Origin of the sequence: Sorangium sp. So ce887 (assembly GCF_051521455.1) — a bacterium.
Classification (GTDB): domain Bacteria; phylum Myxococcota_A; class Polyangia; order Polyangiales; family Polyangiaceae; genus Sorangium.
Window position 1 is genome coordinate 7710967 of the sequence record NZ_CP150354.1, and the last position, 17247, is coordinate 7728213.

At 72.0% G+C, this 17247-nt stretch carries 12 protein-coding genes; 3 read left to right on the plus strand and 9 right to left on the minus strand.

The genetic code is table 11. The features are described from left to right. Positions 1–269: 269 nt before the first annotated feature. The 7 genes from WMF36_RS28525 to miaB all read right to left on the minus strand — a co-directional run bounded on the left by WMF36_RS28525 (position 270) and on the right by miaB (position 7723). Complete coding sequence (locus WMF36_RS28525) at positions 270–1136, minus strand: carbohydrate ABC transporter permease (protein WP_437573918.1); 867 nt, start codon at positions 1134–1136, stop codon at positions 270–272. Beyond that, positions 1133–2131, minus strand: coding sequence for a carbohydrate ABC transporter permease (locus WMF36_RS28530; RefSeq protein WP_437573919.1), 999 nt, complete (start codon positions 2129–2131; stop codon positions 1133–1135). The genes WMF36_RS28525 and WMF36_RS28530 overlap by 4 nt, the downstream gene beginning before the upstream one ends. Beyond that, positions 2128–3429: an ABC transporter substrate-binding protein gene (locus WMF36_RS28535; RefSeq protein ID WP_437573920.1), complete on the minus strand. Its 1302-nt coding sequence runs from the start codon at positions 3427–3429 to the stop codon at positions 2128–2130. The genes WMF36_RS28530 and WMF36_RS28535 overlap by 4 nt, the downstream gene beginning before the upstream one ends. Before the next feature lie 434 nt (positions 3430–3863). Continuing rightward, positions 3864–5336, minus strand: coding sequence for a VanW family protein (locus tag WMF36_RS28540; protein ID WP_437573921.1), 1473 nt, complete (start codon positions 5334–5336; stop codon positions 3864–3866). A 95-nt stretch (positions 5337–5431) separates the two neighbouring features. After that, positions 5432–5632 carry a sulfur carrier protein ThiS gene (gene thiS / locus WMF36_RS28545; RefSeq protein WP_437573922.1) on the minus strand — a complete coding sequence of 67 codons (201 nt, stop codon included), beginning with the start codon at positions 5630–5632 and terminating at the stop codon, positions 5432–5434. Continuing rightward, a complete protein-coding gene (locus WMF36_RS28550) occupies positions 5629–6231 on the minus strand; it encodes a gamma carbonic anhydrase family protein (protein WP_437573923.1) in 603 nt (200 codons plus the stop codon). Before WMF36_RS28550 ends, thiS begins: the two co-directional genes overlap by 4 nt. A gap of 1 nt (position 6232) precedes the next feature. Further along, a complete protein-coding gene (gene miaB / locus WMF36_RS28555; protein ID WP_437573924.1) occupies positions 6233–7723 on the minus strand; it encodes a tRNA (N6-isopentenyl adenosine(37)-C2)-methylthiotransferase MiaB in 1491 nt (496 codons plus the stop codon). A gap of 285 nt (positions 7724–8008) precedes the next feature. Between miaB and WMF36_RS28560 the strand changes: the two genes are divergently transcribed. The 3 genes from WMF36_RS28560 to WMF36_RS28570 all read left to right on the plus strand — a co-directional run bounded on the left by WMF36_RS28560 (position 8009) and on the right by WMF36_RS28570 (position 11757). Beyond that, positions 8009–9844: an AMP-dependent synthetase/ligase gene (locus WMF36_RS28560; protein ID WP_437573925.1), complete on the plus strand. Its 1836-nt coding sequence runs from the start codon at positions 8009–8011 to the stop codon at positions 9842–9844. A gap of 148 nt (positions 9845–9992) precedes the next feature. After that, the gene (gene pip / locus WMF36_RS28565) at positions 9993–10955 is read left to right on the plus strand and encodes a prolyl aminopeptidase (protein WP_437573926.1); all 963 of its coding nucleotides are present in this window, start codon (positions 9993–9995) and stop codon (positions 10953–10955) included. Between the two features lie 301 nt (positions 10956–11256). Beyond that, entirely contained in the window at positions 11257–11757 is a 501-nt protein-coding gene (locus WMF36_RS28570) for a host attachment protein (RefSeq protein WP_437573927.1), read from the plus strand. A 30-nt stretch (positions 11758–11787) separates the two neighbouring features. On the opposite strand, the gene WMF36_RS28575 is transcribed toward WMF36_RS28570, so the two are convergent. Continuing rightward, positions 11788–13275 carry an OmpP1/FadL family transporter gene (locus tag WMF36_RS28575; protein WP_437573928.1) on the minus strand — a complete coding sequence of 496 codons (1488 nt, stop codon included), beginning with the start codon at positions 13273–13275 and terminating at the stop codon, positions 11788–11790. Then, a complete protein-coding gene (locus WMF36_RS28580; RefSeq protein WP_437573929.1) occupies positions 13272–17138 on the minus strand; it encodes a hypothetical protein in 3867 nt (1288 codons plus the stop codon). Before WMF36_RS28580 ends, WMF36_RS28575 begins: the two co-directional genes overlap by 4 nt. Positions 17139–17247 lie beyond the last annotated feature (109 nt).

Genomic DNA, 17247 nt, shown 5'->3' on the forward strand with positions numbered 1-17247 from the left:
CGTTAAATTCTGATCACCACGACCGCCTCGGCCGACAGGACATCCGGCCCAATCTCCTCGTGAGATCGAAGCAAAGATAAGCCAAGCACACACACCAGCCGTCGTCCCTGGCAGCAGGCACAGCGCGGCGCCTCGGCCCCGCGCAAAAGGGGCGCTGCCAGCCGCCGAGGACAGAGAGCTTCCCCCGAGAGCGACTCCGGGTCAAGCAGAGGCGATGACGCGCGGACAGCCAATGTCCTTGCCGTCGCGCCGCCGTGGCGCGCCGCGGATCACCCCTTCAGGCCGGTGCGGGCGACGCCCTCGATCACGTACCGCTGCGCGGCGATGAACACCGCGAGGACCGGGACGCTCGCCACCACCGCGCCCGCCGTGACGAGCGCGTAATCGGTGGCGTGGGCCGCCTGAAGCAGCGCAAGGCCGGGCGACAGCGTGAGCTTCTCCGGGTTGAACAGCACGTAGATCGGCCAGAGAAAGTCGTTCCAGTTGCTCAGCAGGCTGAGCACGGCCAGCGTGGCCAGGGCCGGCTTCGACAGAGGCAGCACAATTTTCCAGAAGACCTGGAGACGGCTGGCGCCGTCGAGCGCGGCGGCCTCCTCGAGCTCCCTCGGGAGCCCGAGGAAGAACTGGCGCAGGAAGAAGACGCCGAACGCCGAGGCGGCCGGCGGCACCACGAGCGCCGGGAGGCTGTCGAGCCAGCCGAGGGCCCGGACGATCAGGTAGTTCGCGGGCAGGAACAGGATCGGCGGGATGAACAGCGTGGCGACGGCCGCGGCGAGCACGAGCCGCTTGCCGCGGAACTCCATGCGCGCGAGCGCATACGCCGCCGGGGCCGCCGTGGCCAGCACGAGCAGCGCATGGGCCACCGCGGCCAAGACGCTGTTCAGGAGCCAGCGGAGCACCGGCGCCCCGGAGCTCGAGCCCGCGAGCGCCTCGTAGCTCTCGAGCGTCGCCCGCGCGGGCAAGAGCGTGGGCGGCACCGCCGTCGCCTCCGGCGGCGACTTGAGCGAGGTGAGCGCCATCCAGATCACCGGAGCGAGGTAGACCACGGCGAGGAGGAGCAGCGCAGCATACGACAGGACACTCCCGATCTGCCGGCGGCGGACAGGACAGCTGTCGTCGAGCAGCCGGCGCCTCATCGAGCGTCCCCGCCGCCGCGCCGGCCGAAGAACAGGAGCAACATGCCGAGGTTCACGAGCGCGAGCAAGAACGCCTGGACGTAGCTCATGGCCGCCGCGGCGCCGAGGCGGAAGTTACGGAACCCCTCCTCGGCGATGTACATGATCGTGGTGCGCGTCTCGCTGCCAGGCCCGCCCCCGGTCATCAGATAGGCCTGTCCAAACATGTTGGCCGACCCGAGGACGGTCATCGTCACGACGAACACGAACACCGGCCTGAGCCCCGGCACCGTGACGTGGCGGAGCTGCTGCCAGCGGGTCGCGCCGTCGATGCGGGCAGCGTCGTAGAGCTCCCGGTGGATGTTCTGCAGCCCGGCCAGGTAGATCACGGCGTTGTAGCCGAGCGTCCACCACACCGTCATGCCCACCAGCGAGACCCACACCCACGGCACCGCCGTGGTCCAGCCCGTGTCGGCGGGCAAACCCACCTTCCCCAGCAGGTGGTTGATCACGCCGAGGTGCGGGTCGAGCAGGAGCCGCCACATCAGGGCCACGACCGCCACGCCGAGCACGTAGGGGGCGAAGAACATCGCCCGGAAGAACGATCGGCCGGGAAAGCGCCGGTTGAGCGCGAGGGCGAGCAGCAGCGGGAGCGTCACGAGGACAGGCACGCTCAGCGCCGTGAACAGCGCGGTGGCCCGCAGCGCGCGCCAGAAATTGCCGCGGATCGGCGAGCCGGACCGGAACAGATCCGCGTAGTTGTCGAGGCCGACCCACGGCCGCGACGGCAGGTATGGGTCCCAGTCGTGGAGGCTGATCCACACGCCGAGGACGATCGGCGCCGCGACGAAGAGGCCGAACAGCGCGAGGTACGGCGCGAGGAACAGGTAGGGAGCCCACCGGCGCGGCCGCGCGAGGCCGCGCTCCCGGAGCCGGCCGACGCCGGGGGCGCTCTGCGGGGCGCCGTCCGCCTCGGCCTGGCCGGGCTCCACGAGGGGGACGTCGACCGAGGTCACAGGGCCCTCGCGAACTTCTTCAGGTTGGCCGCGAGCAGCGCGTCGGCCTCGCGGGCAGCGCGGTTCAGGGCCTCGCGCGGCGCGGCCCGCAGCAGCACGGCCTCGTTCACCGCGAGATCGAGGGTGGACGCGCGCACCGCGTCGATCCCGGCGATCGCCGGCGGGAAGCGGACCACCGGCAGCTGCTCGGCGAAGATCGCCTGCTCCGTCATCCGCCCGAACGCGGCGCTCTCGCGCGCCGCCCGCCGGGCCGGCACCATGCCGGCCTGCGCCCACTCGATGGAGTGCTCGCTCAGCCAGGCGAGGAACACCACCGACGCCCTCAGGCGGCGCTGGCCGGCGCCGGTCGAGGGCTGCCGCGGGAGCACGAGGTGGTGCGCGTTGCCCCAGACCGCCGGCTGCGCGCCGATGACAGGCACCGGGAGGACGCCCCACCGGAGCCCGGGGATCGCCCGGTAGATGTTGATCATCCAGATGCCGTTCCAGAGAAAGGCGTTCCGGTTGTTGGTGAAAGCGATGCTGTCGGCGTCCTGGCCGACGTCGCGCGGGCTGTAGCCTCGCCGGATCAGCTCGAGCATGAAGCCGAGCGCCTCGACGCCGGCCTCGGAGTTGAACATCGCCCGGGCGCCGTCCTCCGAGAACAGCTCGCCGCCCGCCTGCCACAGGATCGACTGGAACATCAGCCCGCCGGTGAACAGGACCGGCGACACCCACGATCCCTGGATCCCCTTCTGTCTGAGGTGCTCGAGGACTTCCAGGTAGTCGCGCCGGGAGCGAGGGAGCGCGGCGTCGTCGAGGCCGGCGTCGGCCAGCAGAACGCGGTTGTAGTAGAGCCCGAGCGGGTGGATATCGAGGGGGACGCCGTAACGGCGGCCCCGGAAGACGCCGGCGTTCCAGAGCGTCTCGGAGAAGTCGGCGGCGCCGAGGCCGAGCGCCTCGGTCACCTCGTCGAGCGGGAGGACGGTGCGGTGGACCGCGGCCGTGGCCAGCTGGTCGGCGTGCATGACGGCCACGTCGGGGCCGCTCTCGCTGTCCACCGCGGCCGGCAGCTTCTGGTAGAAGTCGCCCCAGCGGTTCACGCTCATCCGCACCGTGATGTTGTCGTGCTCGCGGTTGAACCGCTCGATGAGCCGCTGCATCGGCGGCCGGTCGCCCCCGGTGAAGCCCGTCCAGAACGAGAGCTCGACGGGCGGGCCCGCGTAACCCCGGCTGCCGCCGGCGGCGATAGCCGCCTGCGCGCGCACGTCGACCGGCTCACCACGACAGCCGAGCAGCAGGAGGCCCGCAGTCGCCCCCACGCCGGCGAGGAGCTCGCGACGGCCCGGCAGCCGCCCGGCATCCCCCCGCGCAATCGGTGCTCGCCCCCTCTGCATCTGCCCTCGGCTCACGCAATCCCACCGCGGAGGGCTCGCTTCCGGCGTGTTGCCCGCGTCCGAGCCGGGATGCAGCTCACCCCGGTCCCCCGGCTGGCACGGCCATTTACACCTGTGTCACCCACCGTCCACAGGAATATTCCCCGAGCGCAGGGGCGACCACACGACTGTCGGATGTTGCCGTGTTGTTCGTTCTTCGATCTTGAGATTTTCTCCGCTGATGTCGTCGCTCACCAGGTTCATATCGACCAGGCAAGCTCATCGACGGCTGCGCGGCCTGCGGCGCCCGCCGCGCCGGCCGCAGGCCGCCCGCCTCTGCCAGGAGATGAGCCACGGGGCCGCAGAGGGCCTCCGCGCGCTCACATCGAGAAGCCGTCGCCCTGCCCCACCGCAGGACCGTCGCCCTGCCCCTCCGCGGAAGGGGCCTGCCTCTCCGCGGTAGGGGTCTCCCCCTCCTGGAGCTCCTCCACCGCCTTCGCGTGCTCGGAGAGCTCCGGCAGCGCGGAACGGTCGTAGTCGGGCGCGACCCAGAAGACCTCGGGCGCGGGCTTGTACTCGCTCGTATAGCGGCGCTCGTCGGCCCTGCCGTCCTTGTAACGGAGCGTGACGTGGGACCTCACGTCGTATCCGCACGAGCCCTTCTGGTGGCGTTTCACCTTGCCCTCGGAGAGCTCGGACTTCACGTAGATGCGGCGGATGAAGTCGTCGGTGTGCTCGGCCGAGACGCGGTGATCGACCTCCGCCACCGGGTCGCCGCCGAGGATCTCGACGCGGAGCACCGTCGGTTCCGGCAGATAGGCGTGGATCATGACCGGGAACGGGAGCGTGTTCCTGATCTTCAGGTCCGACTCCGGGTAGGTCACCATGGCGTCGAGCCCCATCGGGATGTAGGCGCTCGGGCGGGAGTGGCTCTGTCGGTCCGGCGTGTCGAGCGCGCCGAAGAGCGACGCGGCGTAGAGCGTGCTGGAGACCTGGCAGGTCCCCCCGCCGTAGCCGGGGACGGTCTCGTCGCCCAGGATCTCCGGCGCGATGGTGAAGCCGTTCTTGCGCGTCCGCGGGCCGACATGGGCGTTGAACGAGAAGGTCTCGCCGGGAGCCACGATGGTGCCGTCGATCTTGGACGCCGCGGCCTTGATGTTGACGGCGCGCCCGGCCTCCTTCCCGTGCCGCTTGAACTTCGTCTCGTACGCCGCGACGACCCGGCTGACGTCGACGCTCACCAGATCGTCGACGCCGACCGCGGGCGCGATGTACCGGACCGGGAGCTCGATGAGCTCCTCGTCGTCGTGGTCGCCGGCCCGGAGCGCCGCGAGGGAGGCGTCGATGTCGAGCTCGCGGCCGGCCTGCTCCGGGATCTTGCGCCGGTTCGCGAGGTCGAGCCGCGCGTCGACGGGCATCCGGTAGACCTGCGGGGCGAGCCGCTCGAGGAGCGCGCGGGCCCTCGCCTCGTCGACGGTCCACACGAGCGGCACGTCGATCCCACCGCGCCGCGCCCGCCGGGCCTCCCGGAGCCGCCGCGCCCAGGGGCCCTCGTGGCCGACGCTCTGCGCCGCCGCGAGCGTCTCGCCGACGTCGATCGCGACGCCCACCTCACCGAGCGTCGAGGTCAGCTCCACGTCGTCGTGACGGAGCCGGACGACGCGCGCGCGCAGGGCGTCGCGCCTCGCCTCGAGCCAGGTCGCCGGCGAGGCGCCGTCCGGAAGGAAGCGCTCGCCGATCGAGAGGCCGCGGACCACCGGCGAGGCCGGCAGCGCGTCGCGCACCGCCAGGGCGGCGCCCACGCCCGCCGAACCGCCGAGCGCCAAGACAAAGACGAGGGCCCTCGTATCCACGGCAGCTCGCCATGGTAGCCGGATCGCGGACGATCTGGAAGATCGCTAGGCCGTCGAGGGCTCTGTCGAGCTCCGGAGCTGCCAGCCGGGCGGCCTCAGCCGCCCCCGACGAAGTGCACGATCTCGATCACGTCGCCCTCGACGAGCTCGGCGGCCGTGTGCTCGGCCCGCGGCACCACCTCGCCGTTGCGCTCGACCGCCACGGGCCCCTCGGTCAGCCCGAGCAGCTCGACGAGCCTCCGCACCGTGACCGCCGCCGGCACCTCGCGCGCTTCCCCGTTCACCGTGATGTTCATGACCTCTTCACCTCGTCCACCGCGCCGCCATCGCGCCTCGCCGCCGCCGCCGCCCCCGGCTCGCCGGCCGCGGTCGCCGCGGCGAGCGCCGCCCGGAAGCGCCTCGCGTTCTCCACGTAGCTCGCGGCGCCCAGCCTGCCGAGCTCGGCCTGGTCCGGCCGCACCTCGCCCATCACCTGGGCCGGGTTGCCGCGCACCAGCGACCGCGGCGGGATCACCTTCCCCGGCGGCACCACCGCGCCCGCGGCGATCACCGAGCCCTCGCCGATCACGACGTTGTCGAGCAGGATGCTCCCCATCCCGATCAGGCACCCGTCGCCGACGCGGCAGCCGTGCAGGATCGCGCCGTGCCCGATGGTCACGTCGGCGCCGACGATCGTCTCCGAGACGCCGCTCGTCAGGTGCAGGCACGCGAGGTCCTGCACGTTGGTCCGCGGGCCGATGCGGATCGCGCCGATGTCCCCGCGCAGCACCGCGCCGAACCACACGCTCGCCTCGTCGCCGAGCGTCACGTCGCCGATCACCGTCGCGTTCGGCGCGAGGAACACGTCGCGCCCGAGCCGCGGCGACGCCCCGCCGAAGTCGAGGACGAGCGCCACGTCAGCCCCCCTCGGCGGCGACCACCGGCAGCGAGCGCCGCGCCGGCCCCGGCTCCGCGCCGCCCCGCTGCCGCGGCCGGGCCGCGGCGCGCGCCGCCTCCGTGAGCTCGGCCTGCAGCGAGTGCTTGTTCGCCCGCGCGATCGAGACCTCGACGACCTCGCCGAGCAGATCGAGCTCCCCCGCGCCCTCGATGTGCGCGATCTCGTGGCGCCCCGTCCGGCCCGACCAGAGCGCGCCGCCCTGGCCGCGCGCGCCGCCCGCGCCGCGCTCCTTGTCGCGCCCCTCGACGAGCACCGCCTGCGTCGTCCCCACGAGGCCCGACAGGTGGGCGGCGAGCAGCGCCTCGCTCGCCTCGAACAGGCGCGAGAGCCGCTCGCCCTTCACGCCCTCGGGCACGTCGTCCGGCAGCTTCAGCGCGGGGGTGTGCGGGCGGCGCGAGTACTTGAAGCCGAACAGCCCCTTGAACCCGACCTCGCGCACGAGCGACAGCGTCGCCGCGAAGTCGTCCTCCGTCTCGCCCGAGAAGCCGACGATGATGTCGGTCGAGAGCGTCAGCCCCGGGACCGCCTCCACGAGCGCCCGCGTCCTCGCGACGTACTCGGCGCGCGTGTAGCGGCGGATCATCCGCCGGAGGACCCGATCGCTGCCCGACTGCACCGGCATGTGCACGTGGCGCGGCAGCACGGGGAGCTCGGCGTGGGCGAGGACGAGCGAGGGCGTGAGGTGCCGCGGGTGCGGGCTCGTGTAGCGCAGGCGCGCGAGGCCGGGGACGTCGGCCGCGACGCGCCGGAGCAGCGCCGCGAACTCGCTCTCGTCCGGGTCGTCCGCGCTCGCGCCGGGGGCCCGCGGCAGCGCGCCGAGCGGATCGCGGTAGCTGTTCACCGTCTGGCCGAGGAGGGTGACCTCGCGCGTCCCCGCGGCCACGAGCCCCGCGATCTCGGCGACGATCTCGTCGCTCGACCTGTAGCGCTCCGGCCCCCGGGTGTGCGGGACGATGCAGAACGAGCAGCGCTCGTCGCAGCCCTTCATGATGGTCACGAACGCCGTCGGCGCGGCGCGCGACGAGGACGACGGCGACGCCACGAGGAACCGGGGCGCGTCGAGGTCGAACACCGTGCGCGCGACCGGCAGCCCGCCGAGCGCGAGGTCGCCGAGCAGGCCCGGCAGCTCCGGGATGTTGTCGGGCCCCACCACGACGTCGATCGTCCGCATCTGCTTGAGGAGGCGCTCCCCCTCCTGCTGCGCCACGCATCCGGCCACGACGACCACCCGGTCGGTGCGCTCCCGCTTCCAGCGCGCGAGCCGCCCCACCTCGCTCCGCAGCTTCTGCTCGGCCTTCTCGCGCACGCTGCACGTGTTGAGCACGAGCACGTCCGCCTCCTCGGGGCCGCCGGCCTCGGTGTAGCCGGCGCGGCGGAGCACGTCGTGCATCCGCTCGGAGTCGTGCACGTTCATCTGACAGCCGAACGTCGTGATCGAATACCGGGGCATTGAAGCGATGCACCCTCTAACAGAAGGTGCCCGAGGCCGCCACCTCGCGCGCGAGGCGCGCCACGGGCCGCAGCAGCCGGCGCGCGGCACGCCGCCTCCCGCGCGGCACGCCGCCTCCCGCGCGGTACGCCGCCTCCCGCGCGGCACGCCGCCTCCCCGCGCGGCACGCCATGCACGGGCGGGACAGATGCGGCGCCGGCTCGGTGACCCCAAGTATCGCGCGCCGCCGAAAGGACGCAGAGCCGGCGCGTTATCATGGTAAAAATCGGGCCGGGAGGAGAGCCGATGGCGAAACTGGAGAACCTGGTAGAACTGCTCGATCGCTCGCTGAAGCTTCATGGCCCCCAGCCGATCTTCGGTACGAAGACCGAGGGCCGCTGGGACTGGATCACCTATGCCGAGTTCGGGCAGCTCGTCGCCAAGTTCCGCGGCGGTCTGGCGTCGCTCGGCGTCCAGCGGGGCGATCGGGTGGCCCTCATCTCCAACAACCGTGTGGAGTGGGCGGTCTCGGCCTATGCCTGCTTCAGCATGGGCGTCGCCGTCGTGCCGATGTACGAGGCGCAGCTCCCGGGAGAGTGGGCGTTCATCATCAACGACTGCGAGGCCGTGGCCGCGATCGTCGCGACGCCGCAGATCTACGGCAAGTGCAAGGATCTCCCCGAGAAGGCGCCCTCGCTGAAGCACCTCGTCTGTCTGTTCGAGCCCGGCGGCGCGGGAGACGGCGTCCCCGGCGCGCGGACCACCTCGTACAAGGAGCTCCTCGCCGCGGGCGAGGGGAGCCCGGCGCCGGCCATCCAGCCGACGTCGAAGGACACGGCGTGCCTCATCTACACGTCGGGCACGACAGGCAATCCCAAGGGGGTGATCCTCTCGCACGGCAACATCGCCTCCAACGTCTGCGCCGTGCTGGATCTCATCCCGTTCGGCAGCGGCGACCGGAGCCTGTCGTTCCTCCCGTGGGCCCACTCGTTCGGCCACACCGGCGAGCTCCACCTGATGATCACGGTCGGCGCGTCGATGGCGCTGAGCGAGTCCGTCGACAAGATCGTCGCGAACCTCGCCGAGGTGCACCCCTCCGTGCTGATGAGCGTCCCGCGGATCTTCAACCGCATCTACGAGGGCGTGCAGAAGCAGATGACGGAGAAGCCCGCGCTCATCCAGAGCCTGTTCCGCGCCGGGCTGCGCGCCGCGACGAAGCAGAACAAGGGCGAGGCCCTCGGCCTCGTCGAGCGGCTCACGCTGGCGGTGGCCGACCGGGTCATCTTCTCGAAGATCCGCGCCAAGTTCGGCGGCAAGCTGAAGTACGCGATCAGCGGCGGGGCGGCGCTCTCCTACCAGGTGGCCGAGTTCGTCGACGCGCTCGGCATCACCGTCTACGAGGGCTACGGCCTCACCGAGACGTCGCCCGTCGCCACGGTGAACTACCCGGGGGCCCGCCGCCTCGGCAGCGTGGGCAAGGCGATCCCGGGGGTGCGGGTCGTCATCGACAAGTCGGAGACGCACGATCCGAAGCAGGGTGAGATCGTCATCTACGGCCCGAACGTCATGGTGGGCTATTACAAGCGCGACGAGGAGAACAAGGCCGTCTTCACCGAGGACGGCGGCTTCCGCTCAGGCGATCTGGGCTACCTCGACGACGACGGCTATCTCTTCGTCACGGGCCGCATCAAGGAGCAGTACAAGCTGGAGAACGGCAAGTACGTCGCGCCGGCCCCGCTCGAGGAGAAGATCAAGCTGTCTCCGCTGATCAACGGCGCGATGATCTACGGCGACAACCGCCCCTTCAACGTGGCGCTGATCGTGCCCGAGATGGAGGCGCTCACCGAGTGGACGCGGGCCCAGGGGCTCTCGTTCGAGTCGCCCGACGCGATGCTGAAGCACCCGCGGGTGGTCGCGCACCTCCAGGCCGAGGTCGACAAGTACGCCACGGATTTCAAGTCCTTCGAGAAGATCAAGAAGATCGCCCTCTCGGCCGAGGACTTCACCGCGGACAACGGGATGCTCACGCCGACCCTGAAGCTGAAGCGGCGCGTGGCGCTCCAGAAGTACGCGCCCGCGCTCGATGCGCTGTACACCGGCGCGGCGAGGACCGAGGCGCGCGAGGCCGCGCCGGCCGGCTGATCGGCCGGCGCCTCCCGGCCGGTGGCCACCGCCGCCCCTGCTGTTCCCCTCCCTTTCTCCTCCACGCCCTCTCCCCTCCCGGCGCGCCTTGGCGTAGGCTGGCGCGCGCTGGCGCGGGCTTCACGCCGGGTCAACGGACGGGAGCGGCATGACGACGACAGGCACCCAGAGACGAACGCTGTATCCCGAGCTCGAGCCGTACCGCGCCGGGAGGCTCCGCGTCTCCGATCTTCACGAGATCTATTTCGAGGAGTCGGGCAATCCGCGCGGCAAGCCGGTGATCTTCGTGCATGGCGGCCCCGGGGGCGGCACCGAGCCGAAGCAGCGGCGCTTCTTCGACCCGGCCGTCTACCGGATCGTGCTCTTCGACCAGCGGGGCAGCGGAAGGAGCACGCCGTACGCGAGCCTGGAGGAGAACACCACCTGGCACCTCGTCGCGGACATGGAGGCGCTCCGCGAGCACCTCGGGATCGAGCGCTGGCAGGTGTTCGGCGGCTCGTGGGGGAGCACGCTCTCGCTGGCCTATGCCGAGAAGCACCCGGAGCGGGTGACGGAGCTCGTGCTGCGCGGCATCTTCCTCCTGCGGAAGCAGGAGCTCGACTGGTTCTACCAGCGAGGCGCGAGCGCCATCTTCCCCGACGCGTGGGAGGAGTACCTCGGGTTCATCCCCGAGGCCGAGCGGGGCAATCTGCTCACGGCCTACCACCGGCGGCTCACGAGCCCCGATCCCAAGGTGCAGCAGCAGGCGGCGCGGGCGTGGAGCGTCTGGGAGGGGCGAACGAGCTGCCTGTTCACGAACCAGGAGCTCGTCGCGAAGACGTCAGGACAGCAGTTCGCCCTCGCGTTCGCCCGGATCGAGTGCCACTATTTCATGAACAAGGGGTTCTTCACGTCGGAGACGCAGCTGCTCGACGACGCGCACCGGATCCGCCATGTCCCGACGGTCATCGTGCAGGGCCGCTACGATGTCGTCTGTCCGGCGGAGAGCGCGTGGGCGCTCCACCGCGCGCTCCCCGAGTCCGATCTGCGCATCGTGGCGGACGCGGGGCACTCGGCGATGGAGCCCGGCATCCTGCACGAGCTCGTCGAGGCGACCGACCGGTTCCGCTGAGGCGCGCGGGCGGTGGCGCGCCGAGCCGAGCGCGCGCTGGCGATTGAGGGCGGACGCCGAGGAGCGGCCCCCTCTCGTACACCGACGACCGTATTTATCCCTCAACAACTTCCTGATGGGCTCTCGCCGTCTCCCGTTCTCCTCGAATTCGTGCTGCGCGAGGTGGATGAGCCTGCTTGATCCGGTGTCGCGGCGTGCAATCCGGTCGAATCTCGCCGGTTTGGGCTCTCCGGCCGCTTGCGATGCGCGGGGTCGGTCTTTAACGTAGACAAAAGGAAGGGTTGATTCCCTGTGGAGGCTTATGGCAAACAAGGCAGCACGGAAGACGTGGATCCTGGTCTCCGACGCAAGCCGTGCCCAGCTCTATCGTGAAGAGCCTGCGGGCAAGGGCTTTACCCTGCTCGAGTCCTACAGTCACGAGGAGAGCCGGGCGCGGGTGCGGGATCTCATGGCAGACGCGCACGGCCGGAAGCCGAACGGCACCCCCGGCGGGAACGGCAACCTCAACGGCGGCGCGGGCGGCCAGCACCTCGGCCGGCCCGGCGCGGCGCCCGACACCGATCCCAAGGAGGTCGAGAAGCAGAAGTTCGCCCAGGAGCTCGCGGAGGTGCTGGAGAAGGGTCTCAACGAGCACGCCTACGATTCGCTGGTGCTCATCGCGCCGCCGCATTTCCTCGGCCTGCTCCGCAACACGGTGACCAAGCAGGTCAGCAATCACATCGAGACGAGCGTGGACAAGGACCTGAGCTGGCTCGACGGCCCCCGGCTCACCGAGCGCCTGCGCGAGCTGCGGGCCCAGTAGCGCCGCTCGCCTGCGCGTCTCTCCGACCTGTCAGCGCAGCACCTCCGGATCGCTCGCCGCGTCGTCGAAGGTGTAGGCGACGCCGAGCCCCACGACGTTCGCGCGGGCGCTGTAGGCGCCCCCGTTGATGGTGTTCGGGTTCTCGGGCGGATTGCCCTGCACCGGGCTCACCTGCGGGAGCCGCGCTTCCCTCGGATCGACCCTCACGTCCGCGGCAAAGGCGTGCGCGTAGCTCGCGTCGAGGCGCCACCTCCCGAGGTGCACGCCGAGGCCGGCCGCCGTCGTCAGCTTCGTCGCGTCGATCGTGAGGACCGAGAGGTACTCGGGCGGGACGGCGCTCTGCTCGAGGCTCACGCCGGCGCGCAGCGCCCACCGCCTGCCCGCGAGCTCGAAGGAATACTCGCCGCCGAGCCTCGCCGAGAGCGAGCTCTCGAACCGCCGGGGGACCACGACCGGGGGCACGCGGAACGCCTCGGGGAAGCCGGCGACGTTCCGAAGCACCACCCCGTCGGGCTCGACGCGGATGTCGTCGTGCATGCCCCAGCCCTCGACGCCGAGCCCGAGCTCCACGCGCAGGTCGTCCACGAGCCGCGCCTCCACGCCGGCGCGGAGGATCCAGGGCAGATCGAACGAGATGTCGGCGTCCTCGCCCTCCTGGACCGCCCGCTCGAAGACGGGCGCCGCGGGGAGCCGCGCCCTGAAGGTGGCCGGCGCGCGCACCCAGACGGGCAGCTGGAAGGCCAGGCCGATGCGCCATCGCGGGGTCGGGAGGAAGAGCGCCCCGAGCTGGCCCGTCGGCGCCACGATGGGCCCGACGGTGAGCTCGGAGTGGATGTCCCAGTCCGGATCCTCGGGCGCGCAGAACATCCGCTCCGGGACGCACCCGGAGACCACCATCCGGCTGTTGAGCGAGCCGACCAGCGCGCCGAGCGCGGCGCCGAGGCGCCACTCGGGCGACGGCGCGTACGCCGCGCCGGCCCCGAGGAACGCGAGCGCCGAGCCCTCGAGGGTGAACAGCGCGTACCGCTGCGGCGCCGGCATGCCCTTCACCTGCTCCGGGTAGCTGGAGAGGGCCGCGTACGGCGCCCACATCCCGCCCCAGACGACCCATCGCGGGTCGACCCGGAACGACGCCGCGAGCGTGGGGATCGGCAGCACCGGCGCGCTGCCTGTCACGGGCTCCATCGTCTGCACGAAGCTCGCGCCCGTCGGCTCGCCGGTGTTCGGATCGACCTGCCGCACGATCGCCTGGCGCGTGTGCTCGCTGCGCCACTCGAACAGCCCGACGTCGAGCAGGACCTGGGTGCCCGCCTCGTAGACGCCCGCGGGGTTGTAGGCGATCGCCCCGAGATCATCGCCGCCGGCGATGTACGCCCCGCCGCGCGACGACGGCCGGACGCCGCGATCGGTGAAGTACAGCCCGGCCGCGCCGGCGTCGCCCGGGAGCAGGGCGAGCGCGCCCGCGGCGGACGCCGCGAGGAGCGCGGCGCGGATCGTGGGCGTGTGGACGCGGGTCACTCGCGAGGCCGCTTCTTGAGGATGGTGTAGAGCTGCTCGAGCCCGCGGGTCTCGTCGGTCAGGAAGTCCCTGGCCGTGAGAAGCACCTGCCGGTAGTCCTCCGCCATCAGCGGCTCGCCGCTCGCGGCCTCGACGCGGTGCACGTCCGCGAACGCGTCGAGGAACACCTCGAGCGGCGCGCGGCCGTCGTCCATCGGCGTCACGAGCGCCGGGAGGATGTGATCCATCGCGTGATACCTGTCGTACCGATCGTCGTTGAGCGCCCTGAGCGCCTTGAGCCCCGTGTCGGCCGCGCCCGGGCCGCCGGGGTCGCCCTCCGGGGTCAGCGCGGTCGACGCGGCCTTCAGGGCCGGGAGCAGCGTGTCCTCGTCGCCGAGCAGCTGGAGCGCGTCGGCCAGCGTCGCCAGCAGCGCGCGGAGCGTGGCGCCGCCGGCGCCTTCGTCGAGCAGGTAGGTGAGGAACCGCTCGAGCTCCCGGCGAGCCGGCTCGTGGGCGCGGACCGCCTCCGAGACGTCGGCCGCGGCGGCGAACAGCGGGTGGCTCACCAGGTCGCTCACCTTCCTGCCGAGCTCCTTCTGCGCCCAGACGCACCGCCCGGTCGTCTCGCGATCGGGGCAGTGCGCGTTCAGCTGCTCGCGGAGGACGCGCAGCACGAGGGCGCCCATCCTCGGGAGCGCGCGGTTCTTGAACCGGGTCTCCGGCCCTGACCGCTCGACCGCGAGGAGCGCGTCGACGAGCTCGTCGGTGGCGCGCTTCCACTGGCCCTTTCGCGCCATCGCGTCGGGCGCTGCGCTCTGCTCGAAGCGCGCGTCGATCCCGTTCAGCGCGTCGGCGAGGAGGGTGAACGCGGTGAGCTGGTCCTGGGTCCGGCCGTCGGCCCACGTCGCACTTTTCTTTCCCCAGCGGTCGACCATGTCCACGCTGGCCGCGTGGCGGGTGCTGAAGAAGATCCGCGCGAGCTTCTCGATCGCCTGCGCCTTCGTCCAGGTCTGCTCGGCCCCGGGGCCGCGCTGCACCGTCACCGGGGCCGACGGGTCGATCAGCATTCCGGCGAACGCCACCGAGGACGCCATGACGTCCTCGGCCTGGAGCGCGTCGGCCATGAGCGGCTCGTAGCTGTTCGCCCCCGCCTCCGAGCAGTACGCGGTGTTTGTCGCCGGTGAGCCGGCCTTGATGCATTCCGGCCCGTGCTCCTTGCCGGGCCAGTGCCGGTACGCCGTGCTGAAGAGATCGATCAGGATCTCCTCCCCGGTAGAATCCGGGGCGACGTCGGCGAACGCCGCCACGATGGGGCTCAGGTACGCGCCGAGCCCGAGGCGCTCGATGAGGAAGGTCGTCCCCGGGTGGCGGATCCGGATCAGGTTCTCCGGGGAGCTGCACGCGTTCACGCCCAGCGCGTTCTTCGGGCAGTGGATCGTGCCGGCCGGCTCGAGCGTCCCCGAGATGAACAGGTTCGTCGTCGAGTTCGTCAGGTCCCGCAGCGGGTCGAGATCGACAAGCCCCGGGAACCTGTCCGAGTCGGCCCCGAAGTAGATGAGCCGGCTGAGCGCGGCCGGCGTGGGGTGCCCCGTCAGGCCGTCGATGTCGCTGGACAGCTCCAGCACGGAGTCGGTCACGACGAGATCGAGGGCGGCGGGTTTGACGTCGAGCTCGGCCCGCTTCGGGTGCGCCTCGGGGAGGAGGGAGTCGAGGTAGAAGGCCGCCAGGTTGTCGATCTGGAACAGCTCGCACTCGTCGAACTCGAGGAAGGGCACCGTGACCTCGAAGGCGCTCACCGTGGCGCCCTCCTTGTTGCACTGCCGGACGCCGGCGGTGTCGTGCATGAGGTGCATCAGCCGCTCCATGGCCGAGCGGTTGTCGCCGACCCTGGGCTTCGTCGGGTCCACCGGCGTGCGCGGGTCGGCCGTCGAGGGCGCCCCGACCGTGAGGTTGATCGCCGGGCCGTTCAGGACCTCCGGGTCGTACGCGTACTGATCGCGGCTCCGGAGCATCGTCGCGATCGCGTCGCCCGCGTGCTGCGCGCTGCCGTGCGGGGCGAGGAGCGCGTCGCTCGCGAGCGCCTCCATCAGGCGCGCCACGAGCCCCGGCTGCGCGACGGCCCGGTCGAGCACCGCCGCCAGCTCGTCCCAGAGCGGCGCCTCGCCGTCGATCTGCGCGAGCGCCTCCGCGCCCTCGGCGGCCAGCCGGTCGTGCTCGCGGGCGAGATCGCGGATGCGCAGCGCCGCGCCGGTCATGCGGGCGAGCTCCGCCTCGTGGTTCTCGAGCAGATCGATCAGCGTGAGGAGGAGGACGTCCGAGTCCTTGTCGGCGAGCACCTGGCCGAGCGCGTGCGCGAGGTCGGCGAGCGGCGAGTCCTCGCCGCGGAAGCGGCGGTAGACAAGGCAGCCGTCGCACGCCTCGCCCGCCGGCACGATCCTGTCGCTGCGGAAGTCGTAGCGGGCCTCCTCGCGGTCGCCGAAGAGCAGGTACGCGCCGGCGAGGGCGTACATGAGGCCTTCGTGCTCGGTCTTCCACGGCTCGAGGTCGTCCTTGCCCGCGTACCGGGTCCCGTCGACGAGCGGCACGATCGCCCGCAGCGCCGCGCCGAGGAGCGTCTCGGAGGTGTCGACGTAGGCGTAGAGCTCCGGCGACAGGCGCCCGAAGTCGTCCCGCGGCGGCGAGGTGACCCCGGGGACGGCGAACGGCGGGTCGATCGCGAGCGGCGCGCGGCGCTCATCCACGAACCTGCCGGACGCGTCGACGTCGGCGAGCCCGTCGCGGTCGGCGTCGGCGAACGGCGCGGGGACCCCGTCGCCCTGGGGGAGGACCCACCCGCGCCCGTCGCGGCGGGCGATGAAGCTCGACGGCGGCGAGGCGAACGCGTCGTGCTCGGCGAGCAGCGCCGCCTGCGCGAGCTCCACGAGCGTGCGCGGGCGGCTCGGCTGCGCGGTGGGCGCGTCGACCGAGAGCGGCGCCCGCTCCTCCGGCGAGAGCGCGCCGAGCTCCTGCTTGCCGGCCGCGAAGAGCGCCTGGAGCGCGGGCGCCCCCGGGCCGCCGGGGCCGATCGTGTCGAGCGCCGCCACGGTCATCGGGCGCAGGCCGGGGTACGCGAGCGCCGCGCGCACCGCGCCGAGCCCCACCGCCGCCGACCGGTAGCCCTGCCGCCCCCAGATCCTGGAGAGGGCGCAGACGAGCTCCGCCCCCTCCTCGGCCCGGTCGCAGTCGATCGGCGCCCGCTCTCGCTGCGTCTTCTTCTCCCCCTCGTCCCGGGCCGCGTTCTCCTCGCTGCCGTGGAGGAGCGCGTCCAGGAGCCGCCCGAGCCCCCGCGTCGAAGCCGGCAGGACCGGCTCGGCCCCGGGACTCGGGTCGAACGGGTTCGTCTCGTAGAGCGGCGCGATCGTGTGCGACAGGCTCAGGAAGGCGTCGTGCAGCCGGATCTCGCCGCCCCCTTCGCCGGGCGCGAGGTTGTCGATCGCGACGTCCGGCACCGCGGCGTTGACGGCGCGCACGAGGTCGCCGCGCCACCGCGCCATGGCCTCCACCTTGGCCACGCCGAGCCTGCGCGCCCGCTCCGCCCGCTCGCCGGAGACGGGCGGCAGCAGGGAGACGTCGACCTCGTCCTCGTACCGGCCCTCGCGGTCGTAGTGACAGACACGCTGGTACGAGGCGCCTGTGGGGTCCTCGACAAGGCTCGACGCGCCCACGCGGTCGCAGAGCATGCCGAAGACGTCGTCGCCCAGCCCGTGGCCCACCGCCACCGTGGGAGGCGCCCTCCGCGTCGTGTCGAGCGGCTCATGACATGAAGCGACCGCAGCGCCGGACGCGACGAGCGCGGCCAGCCGAAGCACACAAGCGGCCGAGGAACGCAGCGTTCGTCTGCGCATGGACGACAACCTCCCCGAGACACCTCCAAGGTAGACGATTCCGCTCCAGGTGCGTAGGACTTCGTGCCTGTCGGTGAGGGCGGCGGTGACACAGCGCGCATTCTCCAGG

Coding starts and splice junctions, on each gene's coding strand:
- miaB (WP_437573924.1), bottom strand. CDS start 7,723: ATGCCCCGGTATTCGATCACGACGTTCGGCTGTCAGATGAACGTGCAC.
- thiS (WP_437573922.1), bottom strand. CDS start 5,632: ATGAACATCACGGTGAACGGGGAAGCGCGCGAGGTGCCGGCGGCGGTC.
- WMF36_RS28525 (WP_437573918.1), bottom strand. CDS start 1,136: ATGAGGCGCCGGCTGCTCGACGACAGCTGTCCTGTCCGCCGCCGGCAG.
- WMF36_RS28560 (WP_437573925.1), top strand. CDS start 8,009: ATGGCGAAACTGGAGAACCTGGTAGAACTGCTCGATCGCTCGCTGAAG.
- WMF36_RS28570 (WP_437573927.1), top strand. CDS start 11,257: ATGGCAAACAAGGCAGCACGGAAGACGTGGATCCTGGTCTCCGACGCA.
- pip (WP_437573926.1), top strand. CDS start 9,993: ATGACGACGACAGGCACCCAGAGACGAACGCTGTATCCCGAGCTCGAG.
- WMF36_RS28580 (WP_437573929.1), bottom strand. CDS start 17,138: ATGCGCAGACGAACGCTGCGTTCCTCGGCCGCTTGTGTGCTTCGGCTG.